The sequence below is a fragment of the Paenibacillus riograndensis SBR5 genome (assembly GCF_000981585.1).
GTDB classification, from domain to species: Bacteria; Bacillota; Bacilli; order Paenibacillales; family Paenibacillaceae; genus Paenibacillus_AQ; species Paenibacillus_AQ riograndensis.
The window spans coordinates 7,201,467-7,215,741 of the sequence record NZ_LN831776.1 but is presented as its reverse complement, the minus strand read 5'-3'; the positions used below and the strand labels follow the sequence as shown (position 1 = coordinate 7,215,741).

The 14,275-nt window shown below is 36.1% G+C and carries 12 protein-coding genes and 1 pseudogene; 12 read left to right on the top strand and 1 reads right to left on the bottom strand.

Annotated elements, in window-relative coordinates:
* The first annotated feature begins 4 nt into the window (after nt 1-4).
* The 8 genes from PRIO_RS30530 to PRIO_RS37555 all read left to right on the top strand — a co-directional run bounded on the left by PRIO_RS30530 (nt 5) and on the right by PRIO_RS37555 (nt 8,690).
* The gene (locus PRIO_RS30530; RefSeq protein WP_046505898.1) at nt 5-1,300 is read left to right on the top strand and encodes an ABC transporter ATP-binding protein; all 1,296 of its coding nucleotides are present in this window, start codon (nt 5-7) and stop codon (nt 1,298-1,300) included.
* The gene (locus PRIO_RS34215) at nt 1,290-3,623 is read left to right on the top strand and encodes a methyltransferase domain-containing protein (protein ID WP_052741538.1); all 2,334 of its coding nucleotides are present in this window, start codon (nt 1,290-1,292) and stop codon (nt 3,621-3,623) included. Before PRIO_RS30530 ends, PRIO_RS34215 begins: the two co-directional genes overlap by 11 nt.
* The gene (locus PRIO_RS30520) at nt 3,601-4,650 is read left to right on the top strand and encodes a glycosyltransferase (protein WP_046505895.1); all 1,050 of its coding nucleotides are present in this window, start codon (nt 3,601-3,603) and stop codon (nt 4,648-4,650) included. Before PRIO_RS34215 ends, PRIO_RS30520 begins: the two co-directional genes overlap by 23 nt.
* Nucleotides 4,643-5,746 carry a glycosyltransferase family protein gene (locus tag PRIO_RS30515; RefSeq protein WP_046505893.1) on the top strand — a complete coding sequence of 368 codons (1,104 nt, stop codon included), beginning with the start codon at nt 4,643-4,645 and terminating at the stop codon, nt 5,744-5,746. Before PRIO_RS30520 ends, PRIO_RS30515 begins: the two co-directional genes overlap by 8 nt.
* A gap of 182 nt (nt 5,747-5,928) precedes the next feature.
* Nucleotides 5,929-7,215: a glycosyltransferase family 39 protein gene (locus PRIO_RS30510; RefSeq protein ID WP_052741537.1), complete on the top strand. Its 1,287-nt coding sequence runs from the start codon at nt 5,929-5,931 to the stop codon at nt 7,213-7,215.
* The gene (locus PRIO_RS30505) at nt 7,212-7,934 is read left to right on the top strand and encodes a glycosyltransferase family 2 protein (RefSeq protein WP_046505891.1); all 723 of its coding nucleotides are present in this window, start codon (nt 7,212-7,214) and stop codon (nt 7,932-7,934) included. The genes PRIO_RS30510 and PRIO_RS30505 overlap by 4 nt, the downstream gene beginning before the upstream one ends.
* Nucleotides 7,935-7,948: 14 nt before the next feature.
* The gene (locus PRIO_RS30500; protein ID WP_046505889.1) at nt 7,949-8,299 is read left to right on the top strand and encodes a DUF2304 domain-containing protein; all 351 of its coding nucleotides are present in this window, start codon (nt 7,949-7,951) and stop codon (nt 8,297-8,299) included.
* Nucleotides 8,292-8,690 (top strand): GtrA family protein, encoded by a 399-nt coding sequence (locus tag PRIO_RS37555; RefSeq protein WP_052741536.1) that lies wholly within the window; start codon nt 8,292-8,294, stop codon nt 8,688-8,690. The genes PRIO_RS30500 and PRIO_RS37555 overlap by 8 nt, the downstream gene beginning before the upstream one ends.
* A 105-nt stretch (nt 8,691-8,795) precedes the next feature.
* Here the strand turns inward: PRIO_RS37555 and PRIO_RS37610 are convergent.
* Nucleotides 8,796-9,160 (bottom strand): annotated as a pseudogene (locus tag PRIO_RS37610) (IS30 family transposase); the annotation flags it as partial.
* Nucleotides 9,161-9,611: 451 nt separating this feature from the next.
* On the opposite strand from PRIO_RS37610, the gene PRIO_RS30485 reads away from it, so the two are divergent.
* The 4 genes from PRIO_RS30485 to PRIO_RS30465 all read left to right on the top strand — a co-directional run bounded on the left by PRIO_RS30485 (nt 9,612) and on the right by PRIO_RS30465 (nt 14,125).
* Nucleotides 9,612-10,529, top strand: a complete 918-nt coding sequence (locus tag PRIO_RS30485; RefSeq protein WP_046507638.1) for a glycosyltransferase family 2 protein — start codon at nt 9,612-9,614, stop codon at nt 10,527-10,529.
* A gap of 339 nt (nt 10,530-10,868) precedes the next feature.
* A complete protein-coding gene (gene rfbB, locus PRIO_RS30475; protein WP_020433217.1) occupies nt 10,869-11,891 on the top strand; it encodes a dTDP-glucose 4,6-dehydratase in 1,023 nt (340 codons plus the stop codon).
* Between the two features lie 8 nt (nt 11,892-11,899).
* Nucleotides 11,900-12,760, top strand: coding sequence for a dTDP-4-dehydrorhamnose reductase (rfbD, locus tag PRIO_RS30470; RefSeq protein ID WP_039790897.1), 861 nt, complete (start codon nt 11,900-11,902; stop codon nt 12,758-12,760).
* 279 nt (nt 12,761-13,039) lie between these two features.
* Entirely contained in the window at nt 13,040-14,125 is a 1,086-nt protein-coding gene (locus tag PRIO_RS30465) for a glycosyltransferase family 2 protein (protein ID WP_020433213.1), read from the top strand.
* Nucleotides 14,126-14,275 lie beyond the last annotated feature (150 nt).

Below are 14,275 nucleotides of genomic sequence, written 5' to 3'. Positions count from 1 at the left end.
AACTATGGCAAACCCAATAATTAAAATTAATCAGCTTTCTAAGATATATCGAGTTTATAAAAATCCTGGAGATAGATTAAAAGAAACACTAAGCTTGACTAAGAAAAAGTTCTCATCTGATTTCCATGCACTAAATAATATTTCATTGGTAATAAACAAGGGAGAAACAATAGGTATAATTGGTAGAAACGGATCTGGGAAATCTACTTTATTGAAAATACTATCACACGTCTCCACCCCGACAACAGGTAGTGTTCAAATTCAAGGGTCTGTTTCTGCAATATTAGAACTCGGTGCAGGATTTAATCAAGAGTATAACGGATTAGAAAATATATACTTGAATGGTACAATCCAAGGGAAAAGTAAAGAGCAAATGAACGAGAAACTAAATGATATTTTAACATTTGCCGACATTGGTGATTTTATATATCAGCCTGTAAAAACATACTCGAGTGGAATGTTCGCTAGACTAGCATTTGCTGTAGCAATTAATGTTGAACCTGATATTTTAATTGTTGATGAGGCGCTAGCGGTTGGGGATATGAAATTTCAAGCAAAATGCTTCAGAAAGTTTGAAGAGTTGAAAGCCAAAGGCACTACAATACTGTTCGTAGGGCATGACGTATCTAGTATTCGTAAATTTTGCGATAAAGCTATGTGGTTGCATCAAGGTAATCTAGTTGCTTTTGGTGATACACTAGGCGTGACAGCGGAATATATGGAATTTATGAATTCAGAAGAATCGGGACAGCCTGATATAAAAACGCTTGAAGATAATGGCTTGCGTGATGGAGAACCTGTTGAAATGATTGGGGACACTAAAATTGATGCAATAAATAGGTGGGGTACTCATAAGAATTCAATAAAGAGTGTGGCTTTAATCAACGAAAAGGGAAGAACTACAACAGTTTTTCAACATGGTGAGATTGTTAGAATCATCCTTAAGTTTTCTTTTCCGGAAGATATTGACTTATTGCATTTTAGTGCAGCGATCTCAATTAAGAATACAATGGGACTGGATTTAATTGTGTTTACAACTCATGACGACAAAAAAACTATATTTTCATCTACATCTAACGAGATTGAATTGACCTTTGAATTTGTTAATTACCTAACAGAAGGAGACTATATTCTCGTAGCCGCACTCGAAAATCGTAAAGGAATACAACCAGAATATTACGATTTTATAGAAGGGGCAGCATATTTTAAGTCAATAACGACAAAGCAACTCTTTGGAGTCATTCATACGCCCTATCGTATATTGTTGAATAAAGAGGTGAATCTAACCAGTGGAAGATAAGTTTTTAGTTAATAGTAAAGAATACTGGGATTCTAGATTTGAAACGAATTGGGATTCCTATTCAGGGAGAGAACAAACGTTATACTTTGGGGGCATTGCTATTGAGATGCTCCCAGATTGGTTTAAGAATGTTTTATCAGAAGGGGTAACTTTTGCTGATGTTGGTTGTGCAGAAGGAGACTGCACGAATTTTTTTTCTGAATTATTTCCTAACACCAAATTCACGGGTATTGATTTTTCTGAATCAGCTATACGGAAAGCAAAAGAATATTATCCAGAACAAACATTTATCCAAGCAGATATTAAATCTATCGATAAGAAATTTGATGTAGTATTCTCATCTAATACTTTAGAGCATTTTATTAATCCATTTGATATTATCAGAGAATTATTTAGAATATCCTCCCAATATACTGTCATATTAATTCCCTTTCAGGAATATGAAAGATTCAGAGAGCATTTTCATACTTTTGATTATAAGGATTTTAATGTTGAATATAACGATTTTACTATTGTTTATGCTCAGGAATATGATTGTTCAATAAAAGAAAATATTTTTTGGGCTGGAAAGCAACTTTTGGTGATTTATGAAAGAAACCAAGAAAATCAGAAAAGAAAGAAAGATGTAACCCTAAAAGATTATATTAATTCATTAACTTATAATTATAGTGATTTAAAGAAACAATTGGACGCAATTCAACTTGAGAACACATCTTTAAAAGAGAAGAACGAGAGAATTGAAATCACTTTAAATCACTTGATAGAAACAAACAAAGAACAGTTAGCATTGATTCATGCTAATATAATTAACACAGATAAACTTAACGATGAAAGAATTAGATATATAGAACAAGTGAATAGCCTGGAAAATGAACTAAACACTTCTATTTCGCAAAAATTAGCGTATGAAGAAAGGCTGGATTTTTTCGATAAACAAGAAAAATGGTTGATAGCAGAAAAGTATAGATTAGATACTGAGGTTAATGAGATTAAATCTTCAAATATATATAAGTTATCTAGGAAATATTACAAGATAAGGGATAATATACCAATCATCAAACATGCTTATAAAGGGTTGCGGATTTGGAAAAGACATGGTTTTTATGCATTGTGTCGGCAAATTAAACATAAAATCACTAAACCAACATCTCAAAACAAGGAGAATAAAAATATTGATACACTGTATAGCCATATTAATGAAAAATATCAAGAAAATAAAATAAATGGTTTCTTTATTATTCCCTCAGCATTTGAGTTTGATGAGTTATACAATCAAAGAACAATAAATTTAGCGAAATATTCATCTAAAGATAACAAAGCAGTTTTATTTGTTGTATGGCAGTGGAATAAAAATGAAATAATCCCTGATGCATTTAAAGAAGTGTATCCAAACGTCTTCCAGATACCTTTGTTTGAGTTTATAGAAAACATAGAGAAGCTGCAATTATTGAATGAAATAGGTAACAAAAAAGCTATATTGAACATACCTTCAGAACAATGGAATACCGCCTTATATCGTATTAAAGAACTTGGGTATAGTACCATATATGACATTATGGATGATTGGGAAGAGTTCAACAAAGTAGGACAAGCTGCATGGTATAATAAACAGTTAGAGGAAGAAATGATTATCAATGTGGAGAGTGTTGTAGCTGTATCCCCTCCATTATCGGCAAAATTTAGTTTTTTGCGCAGGGATATTATATGCATTGGTAATGGCTATTACAAAGACTTATTGGGAGAAAACAATAAATATATCTCCGGAAAAAAAAATTCTTCTAATAAAATCACGCTCGGATATTTTGGCCATCTGACTGAATCATGGTTCGATTGGGGATTAGTGGAAGAAATGCTTAAGGATGAGAAGATTTTTGTTGAGATCATTGGATACGGCGCTAAAGAAGCTACGATCAGCAGCCTCAAAAAATATTCTAATTTTAAATATATTGGAAAAGTAGAACCGAAAAATTTATATAAGTATATTCAGAATTGGGATATAGGGATGATACCTTTCAAAAAAAGTAAATTATCTGAAGCTGTAGATCCAATAAAAATTTATGAATATATCTATTTTGGATTAAAGGTAATTGTAACGGGAATTCCACATCTTGAGTTGTTTCCAAATACATTATTATATAGTGATGAAATCCCGATAGTTGATTTTATTTATAAAGTATATAAGGATCCAAAAGAGGACAATGATCTAGTTGTTGAAACATTTCTGAATGAATCATCTTGGGATCAACGTTTTAAAAAGATGATGGAATATAAAAATATCTATAATACGGAGATATATCATTATGAAACAGCTAAGAATTCTTAATGTATATAAATGGGCAACAATGGGCGGAGTGGAAAGAGTATTTCTGAATAGAGCTCATGCGTTTAAAGAATACAATAGTCCCGTTATATATGATATTTATTTTATGTATGATAGTGGTGGATTATCACAATTTAAAGATTATATTAAGAGAAATGCGTTAGGTAGTTTTATTCAAGTGGTTGATACAATTGATGAAGCAAAATACGATTTTATTTTCTCAGTTGATACACCCGAAATTTTTGACATGGTTAATTCGAATCAAAAAGTGTTTATAGAATGCCACACTGCATATAAAGATAATCGAGCATATATTCGTAGATTACCTCAAAATATTGCAGGTATCATTGTTCCAAGCAATCATTTCAGAAATATTTTAATAAAAGAGGTTACTAACAATTATACAGATAGAGTCTTCAAAATTTCTAATGCTGTGATTGCACCTACAAATAAAAGTGAGCATTTCGAACAGATATGGAATAAAAAACCGATGCTCTATTTGGGAAGAATGGACAAACTTAAGAATGTAGAAGAGGTTATAGAAATTTTTTCTTATTATAAGCAGAATATTGATGATGACATGATTCTGGTACTTGTTGGCCACGTAATTAAACATGAATTAGATTTAATTTCATTACTGGAAAAATATCAAGTTAGGGGAAGAACTATTATTATGCCCCCTATTGCTTTTGAAAATGTTCATAAAATCTTTGAAATGGTTAGAAATCATAGAGGGATATTTATATCTTCATCAACTCAAGAAACTTTTGGACTTTCTGCTGCAGAAGCGATATGCAGTGATATACCAGTGATATTATCAGACATAGTGGCTCATAATGAACTTGTTTCAGGTGATAATGAATTTTTGTACACAATCGGAAATATAGAAGAAGCGGTATCTAAGTTAGCAGAAGTTAATAGGCATTATAAAGATTATCAAACAACACTAAAAAACCACCAATCTAAACTGCAATATAATCAATTCATAGAGGATTGGAATAATCTTATGAGCGGTAAGCTATATGGTTAAAATTGCATACTTAATGCATATAGATTGGAATTGGGCAAAACAGAGACCTCATTTTATTGCAGAGGAATTATCTGCGGTCTACGATGTAGACTTAATATATATAAAACAAGTTGCCAATAGTAGCAGATATAAAAAACAAGAGGTTTGTAAAAAATTAAATATACGCAAATTATACAAGCTGCCTTATTCCGGGAAATTAAAGATTATAAAAAAAGTTGAATGTTTATTGAATAAGAAAATCCGATCCATAGACTTTTCCGTATATGACCTTATATGGGTGACTTCACCTATTATATTTAATTTCATTGATTTTAAACATATCAATAATAATAGCAATATTATTTATGATTGTATGGATGATTATTTAGAGTTTACTGAACATAAGAAAGACCTCAGTAAACATAAGCAATTGGAGGAACAATTGGTTTGCAAATCAAAGATGATTATTACTTCATCAAGTACGTTAAAAGAACGGCTTCAAAGCCGTTATGTAGAATATATTAGAGATGAAGAAATATATGTAATAAATAATGCAGTTAGTCAAAAATGGCTAGATAAAAAAGATGAGTACCTACAAATAGTTAACAGATATAGTGAAACCAGTAAGTATGTAATTGGATATGTTGGTACAATAAGTGATTGGTTCGATTTTGATTTACTTATGTATATTTTATCCGAAAATAAAAGAGTTGAATTTAAACTTATAGGTCCTAGTACAGTTAAAAAGGTTCTCCATCCACGAATTACTTATATCGGTGCAGTTAGTCATGATTCCCTTGTTACTCATGTGAGAGATGTTGATGCATTTATAATGCCTTTTGTTGTAAATAAATTGATAGAAGCCGTTGATCCTGTCAAAATATATGAATATATTATGTTTGATAAGCCGATTTTCTGTATAAGATACCCGGAAGCGGAGAAATTTTATGAGTATGTAAGTTTATATAGGGACAAGCATGAGGTGTTAGGTGAAATTAATAAAATGATTAGTGGGTCACATGAAGTTAAAGAATCATATGAGTATTTGAGAGATAATACTTGGATCAAAAGATTCAATGAAATAAAAAAAGTAATTAATTTAGCAATAGATGAATGAGTATAAATAATCAGAGAATAGTTCAATATTGTTATCGATATTATTCAATGTTAAATGAAATAACATATTGTGAGTTTGTAGAACGAGTTAATCTGTATTTTCTGCACATGGTGTTTTATGGGTATAGAGCGAAAAAGCAGAATGGATAACATGATAGAAACAATATATAAGAGGAGAATAATATGAATGTAATAAAGTGTGAATTGGAATTAAATTATAAAAAAATATTAATGGGTATTATATTTGTTGCATTAGTTGCACGAATATTGGTTTTGTTGAATTATGGTTATGGGTTAAGTTTGAACAGTGATGATATGGGTTATTGGAAAAGTGCGATTAATTTAATTTCATCAGGAAAGTTGACCTACCATGATCCCAATGAGTTGACAACACATATAATGCCTGGTATGCCGGTATTATTAGCTAGCATTATCCTAATATTCGGAAAAGGTAGTATAGGAATGACAGCTGCTAAAATATTTATGATTTTATGTGGCGTACTTTCGGTCTTTACGGTTGCATTAATCGCTAGATGTCTTACCAGAAATGAGTTCGTCTCATTATTATCCGCATTTTTCCTGGCTATCTATATACCACAACTTGTTACTGATAACTTACTACTCACTGAAAGTCCTTATACCACATCTCTATTGTTGATGGTGTATTATTCTCTTGTTTTAGCAGAAAAGAAAAAAAGTAAGTATCTAATTTTATTAACTGTATTTTATTTGATTTCTGTGTACCTTAGACCGGCAGTAGCGTTATACCCATTAGTTTTTGCTATATATTTCCTTTTAAAGAAATATCCAGTGAAATTATTGCTTAAACATGGTGGAATTGCTGCGATTATTATAATTGTATTTCTAGCTCCTTGGTGGATTAGGAATTACGTAGAGTTTGACAAGTTTATACCATTAAGTTCTGGGGTGGGTAATCCTCTATTACTTGGGAGTTTTCAAGGTGTGGGATATCCTGATACTATAAGTTTAGATGATACGATTAACGACATAGAACAACATAATAAGATAACGAGTTGGTATGAACGATTTGAACTTCAAGAAAAGGTTGCAAAACAAAGATTAGTCGAGTGGTATGATAAAAATCCAATGGATTTTTTGTATTCACATATAGTGCTAAAACCAAAAATTATGTGGAATTATGCTTTTTATTGGATACCGATATTTGATATAAAATCAAATCTTGTTCATACTAGTCACTTGATTATTTTGCTGTGTAGTTCTATAGGAATAATTTATTCTATGATAAGAAATAAAGAGAATAAACTGGAGTCTTTTTACCTTTTTGCAAGCATTTTGTATTTTACTTATGTCTATAGTATGTTCTTTGCATTTAATAGATACAACATAACTTTGATGCCATTTGTATTTATTGGATTTTCAATATTTATATATAAAGTTTATTCGTACTTATACAGTTTTATAAGAAAACTGTCAGGAGGTATTATATGAAGAAAGTTTTATTGATCATTCCAGCATATAATGAAGCGAAGAATATAAAGAATTTACTTGGTGAAATAGAGTCGTATAAACTTAATATGCAGCTAGAAATTTTATTAGATGTTTTAGTTATTAATGACTGCTCGACGGATGAAACTTCAAATGTGTGTAATTTGTCTTCGGTAATAGTTATAGATTTACCATGTAACTTGGGGATTGGCGGCGCTGTTCAAACCGGTTATAAGTATGCTTATAAATATAACTATGATATTGCTGTACAAGTTGATGGAGACGGTCAACATGATCCTTCATATTTGAGTTCCGTATTAGTACCACTGGTTCAAGATCAAGCAGATTTAGTTATTGGTTCAAGGTATATAGCTAACGAAGGTTTTCAGTCCACACAATTCAGAAGAATTGGAATACGCTTCTTTTCGAATCTTTTGAAGCTTTTGAGTGGTAGTAAGATTAGTGATCCAACTTCTGGTTTTCGTGCCTGTAATACTAAAGTAATAAAACAATTTTCAAATTATTACCCTAAAGATTATCCAGAACCTGAATCAATAATGTGTCTGTTGCGTTTAGGTCATCGGATTGAAGAAGTGCCTGTACAAATGCGGGCACGTAAAGAAGGAATTTCATCTATTAATATTAAGAGATCAATATATTATATGTTGAAAGTAACTCTAGCAATTCTAATAGACCGACTACGTGAAAACAAAGCAGTATAGGGGGATAGCTCTTGATGGCACCGCAACTTCAAATATTATTAATAGTAATAAGTATAGGGGTTTTAGTGATTTTTTTGAGGAATATTAGAAGTTACAAGCTGAATTTAAAGTATGCTTTAGTATGGATCTTTACAATAGTATCATGCTTGGTATTGTCTATCTTTCCAGGTTTACTAGATATAATCTCAAAAGTTTTTTATATAAAAGATCCAGTAAATGCATTATTTACTGTAGCAATCGTGTTTGTACTCATTATAATATATACATTAACAAAAGCATTATCAGATGCTTCAGATAATCTTAAACAGCTAACACAAGAAATTGCTATTTTAAAAAAACAAGTAGAGAGTGAAAAAAATGAATAATGTTAGGAAACTTGTTTGGGATTTTACAAATACAATGTTTATTCGATATGCCTTTATAGGAGTCATAGGAACAATTATCCATACTGTAGTATTAATGATAATGACAGAGAGATTATTTTTAAATCCTCTACTATCTTCTGTTATTGGTTTCTTATGTTCATTGATTGTATCGTTTTTTTTGAATGTGAAATGGACTTTTAATAAAACAGCAAGGGTTAGCATCTTTAAGAAGTATTTTGTTGTTTCTGTTTTTGGACAAATTCTTAATATGTTAATTATTTATTTCTTTATAAATGTGCTTGTAACTAGTTATTTGATAGGACATTGTATTTCTATTGTAATTGTTCCGGTAGTGAATTATTTCTTAAATAAGAAGTATGCATTTAAATAAAATGGGATTAAGTTAGTTTCCCTTGCTATGGTGGATGTCTGATGTTATGACAATTTGGTAAATTAAGTGCGGCAGTTCTATTATGCAAGTTTCGTCAGCAAACTTTTATCCAAGACATTTGCGAGGGATGTTATTAATTAGCTGAATGGCTTCGGAAAGTAATGGCAGCGAAGTCATGTTCTTTTGGGGGGAGGATTATCGAGGTAGGCCATTTGCGTTTTCGTTGGAGCTTCGTTGCAGGGAAGATTAATAGTTCGGAAAATGGACTTTTACATCATGAATAGCTTCCAATTTTGCGTAACAAGCAAATTCTTTAACTCGGTCGGTTGTAGCATTTGGAACGTACAGTTCGGGTATTGACTAGTTGCGCCCTCAAACGTAATCTCCACAGAGTGTGCGGTTCGGTCAGGTATCTTCAACGCCATATACTGCCGCGTCTTTTGTTGGATAAAGTTCGTCATACACGCCTTGATCACGATAATCCGTGACTTTTTTATTGTTGCAAATAATAATTACATATGCGTTACTGTGAGAAGGAAAACACAGTATTTTACAGTCCGCAGTATGTGAATGCAGTAATATCGAAGCGCTTTTTTGAGAATTTCCGTTCGCAATCTTTAGAAGTCAGAGTATATGATAATAAAAAATAGTTTATTGAGTAAGTCTAATCAATTCGAAGTGGCAATTAATTAGCAATGAGAGGGCTATTCGAGAGTGGTTTCTTGGAGTTACGTTCCTGGAGAATTGTGTTGAAGTAATTTGTTAACCTTACTAAAGTTAACAGTTTAATTGGAGACCTTTGCTACTATCGTAGGGGCTCTTCTTTGTTGTGTGAAAAAACTTTCGTACCACTTTGAAGTGCTCTATAATCTAACAATGAAGAGGGTAGTCTTTCACTACTCATTAAAAGTAGGTGGGAAAATGGATAAAGTACAAGTTCTGATGTCGACATATAATGGCGAAGCATATATTGAAGAACAGCTTAAGAGTATATTACAACAAACCTATCATAATATAGTCATCCTTATTCGTGACGATGGTTCAAGCGATAACACTGTACTCATAATTCAGAAGTTTATGGGTATGTATCCTGACAAGTTTCGCTTCATTAAAGGTAGTAATGTAGGGGTTATCCAAAGTTTTTTTAATTTAATGCATTCAGCTGACTTAGATGCATCATATTTTTGTTTTTGTGATCAAGATGATGTTTGGATGAATGATAAAGTTGAAAGATCGGTGCAGCTTTTGCATTTATGTGATACGGCTGGAATGTACTTCTCACCTACAATGCTAGCAGATCAAAATCTTAGTCCGATTAAAGTATGGCCGGCTCCTCCGAAAAAGGATCCACACTTCTACAATGCTATAGTTCAAAATATTGCTGTAGGTGCAACCATGGCTATTAATAAAGCAGCAAGAGACTTAATTGTCTCTAAAACAGTTAATATGGAAAACCTTCAAATGCATGATTGGTGGGTCTACCTATGTGTATCTGCATTTGGCAAAGTATATTATGACGAGCGGCCAACGATTTATTATAGGCAGCATAACAATAATGTTATAGGTGGTCATCGAACTATTCTTCACGAGTTGCGGAGTAAATGGAGAAGCTTTCGTAACCATTCAGGTCATAAGCTTTTGAAAAAGCAAGCAGTGGAGTTTAACAAGACCTATGTTGAATTATTAGATGCTGAGAAACTCGATCAACTACAATTATTTATTCAAGATCGAAAATCAATAAGAGAGAAATATCAGTTTCTTCAAAAATCAAAGCTATATCGAAATTCGTTTTTAGAAAATCAGCTATTTAAATTTCTCATTTTAATTGATTATGTCTAGGTTCTATGGATATTCAAACTCCAATTTCGGATTTGGTTCTGGGCGCTCTTGCATAAAAAGGCAGTTGAAGCCTAGGATGTTCATGAAGAAAGAGATGGATTTCATCAGCATGATGGGTGTGGGCTTGTCTAAGATCATAACCATTCGACCTATTGCCAGAATAAATTCACTTCAACACCTAGGTATTAAATTCAAGTTCAAGTGGTCTAATACCATTACATACACTATAACTGTAGCATATTATGGAATAATCCTTTATGAATGAAATGAAGTGAACTTTATTAAAGGATACTGAACTTGAAACTATTAATGTTATTAAAATAAAAGGTGGGTAAACACATGAAACTGCTAGTTACCGGCGGGGCCGGCTTTATCGGCAGCAATTTTGTAATTTACATGCTGCAGCAACATCCGGAGTACAAAATCATCAATGTAGATGCACTTACTTATGCAGGCAATCTGGAAAATTTGAAGTCGATTGAGAATCATCCGAATTATACGTTTGCCAAGGCTGATATCACGGATGTACAGGCGATGGATGTGCTGTTCAGCCAGGGCGTTGATGTTGTGGTCAACTTTGCGGCGGAGTCGCATGTGGACCGGAGTATTTTGGAACCCGATGTGTTTGTGAAGACGAATGTGCTGGGGACGCAAGTGCTTTTGGATGCGGCCAAAAAATATAACGTGACCAAGTTTGTTCAGGTCTCCACAGATGAGGTGTATGGAACGCTTGGGGCGACTGGCCTGTTTACGGAAGAAACGCCGCTTACTCCGAACAGTCCGTATTCCGCCAGCAAGGCGGGAGGGGATTTGCTGGTGCGTGCTTATCATGAGACATTTGGTCTGCCGGTGAATATCACCCGCTGCTCCAATAACTACGGTCCCTACCAGTTCCCTGAGAAGCTGATTCCGCTGATGATTTCGCGGGCTTTGGCGGATCAGGCACTGCCGGTGTATGGTGATGGAATGAATATCCGTGACTGGCTGTATGTTGAGGATCACTGCAGTGCGATTGATCTGGTTATTCATGAAGGTGTGAATGGCGAAGTGTACAACATTGGCGGGAACAACGAGCGCACAAATGTTCATATTGTAAAGACGGTGCTGCAGGAACTGGGCAAACCGGACTCGCTGATCACCTATGTTCAGGACCGTCCCGGGCATGACCGCCGCTATGGCATTGATCCAACCAAAATCACGAGAGAGCTGGGCTGGAAGCCTAAGCATACTTTTGAAACGGGGATTAAGGAAACAATCCAGTGGTATCTGAATAACCAGGAATGGTGGACCCGCATACAATCTGGTGAGTACCAGAAATATGCTGAGCTCCAGTACGGCAGCCGTCTGGGGGATTCGCTGTAATGCCAAAGATGAAGGTGCTTGTTACAGGCTCAGCCGGGCAGTTGGGTCAGGATTTGGTGCTTTTGCTTCAAGCGCAGGGTCATGAGGTTCTGGGCTGCGACCGTCAGGAGATGGATATTACCGATCTCGATCAATGTGTGGAGATCATTGGTGGATTCGCACCGGATGCTGTCATTCACTGTGCTGCTCATACTGCGGTAGATGTTGCTGAGACAGACATAGATGCGGCGTATCTGATCAATGCCACCGGCAGCCGGAATGTGGCGCTTGCTGCTGAGAAGGCGGGGGCAAAGCTGGTGTACATCAGTACAGATTATGTTTTTGACGGCATGGGCACTCAGCCATACCATGAATATGATAATACCGATCCACAGAGCATCTACGGCAAGTCGAAGCGGGCTGGAGAAGTCTTGGTACAGTCCTTATCCTCCAAGTTTTTTATCGTTCGCACTTCCTGGGTATACGGCAAATATGGCAACAATTTTGTCAAAACCATGCTGAAGCTGGGGCAGGAGAAGCCGCTGCTGCAGGTGGTGGACGACCAAAAGGGCTCACCGACGTACACCGTTGATTTGGCTAACTTTCTGCTTGAGCTTATTCAGACCGAGAAATACGGCATTTACCATGCTTCGAATACGGAGTTCTGTACCTGGTATGAGTTCACACAGGCGATCTTCGCTGAAGCAGAGGACATCTTGGGGCTGAAGTTTACTGCCAAGCTGGAGCCATGTTCAACCGAGCAGTTTCCACGTCCAGCACCACGCCCTCAGTATTCGGTAATGGAGCACTTGGCCATCCGGACGAACGGATTTCAGGATATACGGCCATGGCGTGAAGGATTGAGAGATTTTTTGTTTGAGCTAAAATAATTTATATCACTAATTTCGGAGACTCCTGAACCGCGACTGGCGGGTTGGGAGTTTTTTTGTGAAAATATACTTTTGCGTATGAATTATTGCTGCTTCTTTGAAGAATGGAACGGCGTTTCATGAGCAAGCGTCCTGGCTCCTTGTGGAGTGGTGGTAAGTGAATGGATTCCTGCTACAAGTCCACATAGCCGCCCCTTCTTGTTTTCGGTATAATGGAGTGTAGCTGTTCAGTCTTCGGACCGCCCAGTACCTCTTAAAAACCAAAACTCGAGGTCACTTATGAACAACAAATTCAATAGCAGCATCAGTAATAAAATCAACAACAAAACAGTAAGCGTACACATTGTTACCTATAACAGCGCAGATGACATTGTGGATTGTCTGACCGCAGTGTATGCCCAGGACTATCCCGTCCAGCAGATCGTTGTGGTAGACAATGCCTCGGCAGACGGCTGCGCGGGCAGGGTGAGAGCGTTCAGCGATACACTCGCCGCGCAAGCCCATTCAGCACAGCAACTGGAAGGCGGGGCGGACGGTGGCTTGAAGTCGAAGGTACATGTTCCTTCCCTGACTCTTTTGGAAAACGACATCAACACCGGCTTCGCCCCCGCTCACAATCAGGCTATTGCGGCTACGGATACAGATTATGTACTGGTCCTTAACCCGGATCTGACGCTGGAACCTGATTATATCTCCCGCCTGATTGCGGGGATGGAAGCCGACCCCCGGATCGGCAGTGCCACAGGCAAGCTTTTGTTAAAAGCGGATCACTCCCTCGTAGACAGTACAGGACTGCGGATGAACAGGGCGCGGCGCGCCTTTGACCGTGGAGCCGGAGAGCCTGCTGCGCAGTGGCCGGAATCAGGAGTTGTATTCGGGGTGTCTGGTGCAGCGGCGATGTATTCCCGCCGGATGATTGAGGATATCAGCGTGAATGGCGAGTTTTTTGATGCGGATTTTTTTGCATATAAGGAAGATGTGGATGTGGCTTGGCGGGCAGAGCTATTCGGCTGGCTGGCCTACTACGATGCAGAGGCGGTCGGCTACCATGAGCGGGGCTGGAAAACGTCGGGCCGCGACAGCAAGCCGATGTTCATCCGGAGAAATTCTTATATTAACCGTTATAAAATGATCTATAAAAACGAGCCTGCGCGCACGTTGTTTTCGACTTTTCTCTATTCTCTGCCCTACGAGGCCGCAGCGCACGGATATATGCTTTTAAGAGAACCAAAGCTAATTAGAGCCTGGGGTTCATTTTGGGCACAGAGACGGAATCTAAAGCAAAAACGGAAGTATATTCAGGCGAAGGTTAAGAGCCTCAGAGCAGGTAAAACCAGCCAAGGTAACAAGGCAGTGGAAAGATAACTTTAGTAGTGAAGGTTGGCAGTTACGTAAACAGCAGTAACAATCAGGAAATAGTTTCTTAACAAATCACTCTGCAAAAACCTCCCACACAGGCTGCGCCTATCAGGGAGGTTTTTGTGTTATAATAATTGTCGTTAGATTACTATATTT

What these genes read in the sequence shown, in the direction of transcription:
- PRIO_RS30530 (WP_046505898.1), top strand. Translation starts at nt 5, where the DNA reads ATGGCAAACCCAATAATTAAAATTAATCAGCTTTCTAAGATATATCGA.
- rfbB (WP_020433217.1), top strand. Translation starts at nt 10,869, where the DNA reads ATGAAACTGCTAGTTACCGGCGGGGCCGGCTTTATCGGCAGCAATTTT.
- PRIO_RS30510 (WP_052741537.1), top strand. Translation starts at nt 5,929, where the DNA reads ATGAATGTAATAAAGTGTGAATTGGAATTAAATTATAAAAAAATATTA.
- PRIO_RS30505 (WP_046505891.1), top strand. Translation starts at nt 7,212, where the DNA reads ATGAAGAAAGTTTTATTGATCATTCCAGCATATAATGAAGCGAAGAAT.
- PRIO_RS30485 (WP_046507638.1), top strand. Translation starts at nt 9,612, where the DNA reads ATGGATAAAGTACAAGTTCTGATGTCGACATATAATGGCGAAGCATAT.
- PRIO_RS30465 (WP_020433213.1), top strand. Translation starts at nt 13,040, where the DNA reads ATGAACAACAAATTCAATAGCAGCATCAGTAATAAAATCAACAACAAA.
- PRIO_RS37555 (WP_052741536.1), top strand. Translation starts at nt 8,292, where the DNA reads ATGAATAATGTTAGGAAACTTGTTTGGGATTTTACAAATACAATGTTT.
- rfbD (WP_039790897.1), top strand. Translation starts at nt 11,900, where the DNA reads ATGAAGGTGCTTGTTACAGGCTCAGCCGGGCAGTTGGGTCAGGATTTG.
- PRIO_RS30500 (WP_046505889.1), top strand. Translation starts at nt 7,949, where the DNA reads ATGGCACCGCAACTTCAAATATTATTAATAGTAATAAGTATAGGGGTT.
- PRIO_RS30515 (WP_046505893.1), top strand. Translation starts at nt 4,643, where the DNA reads ATGGTTAAAATTGCATACTTAATGCATATAGATTGGAATTGGGCAAAA.
- PRIO_RS30520 (WP_046505895.1), top strand. Translation starts at nt 3,601, where the DNA reads ATGAAACAGCTAAGAATTCTTAATGTATATAAATGGGCAACAATGGGC.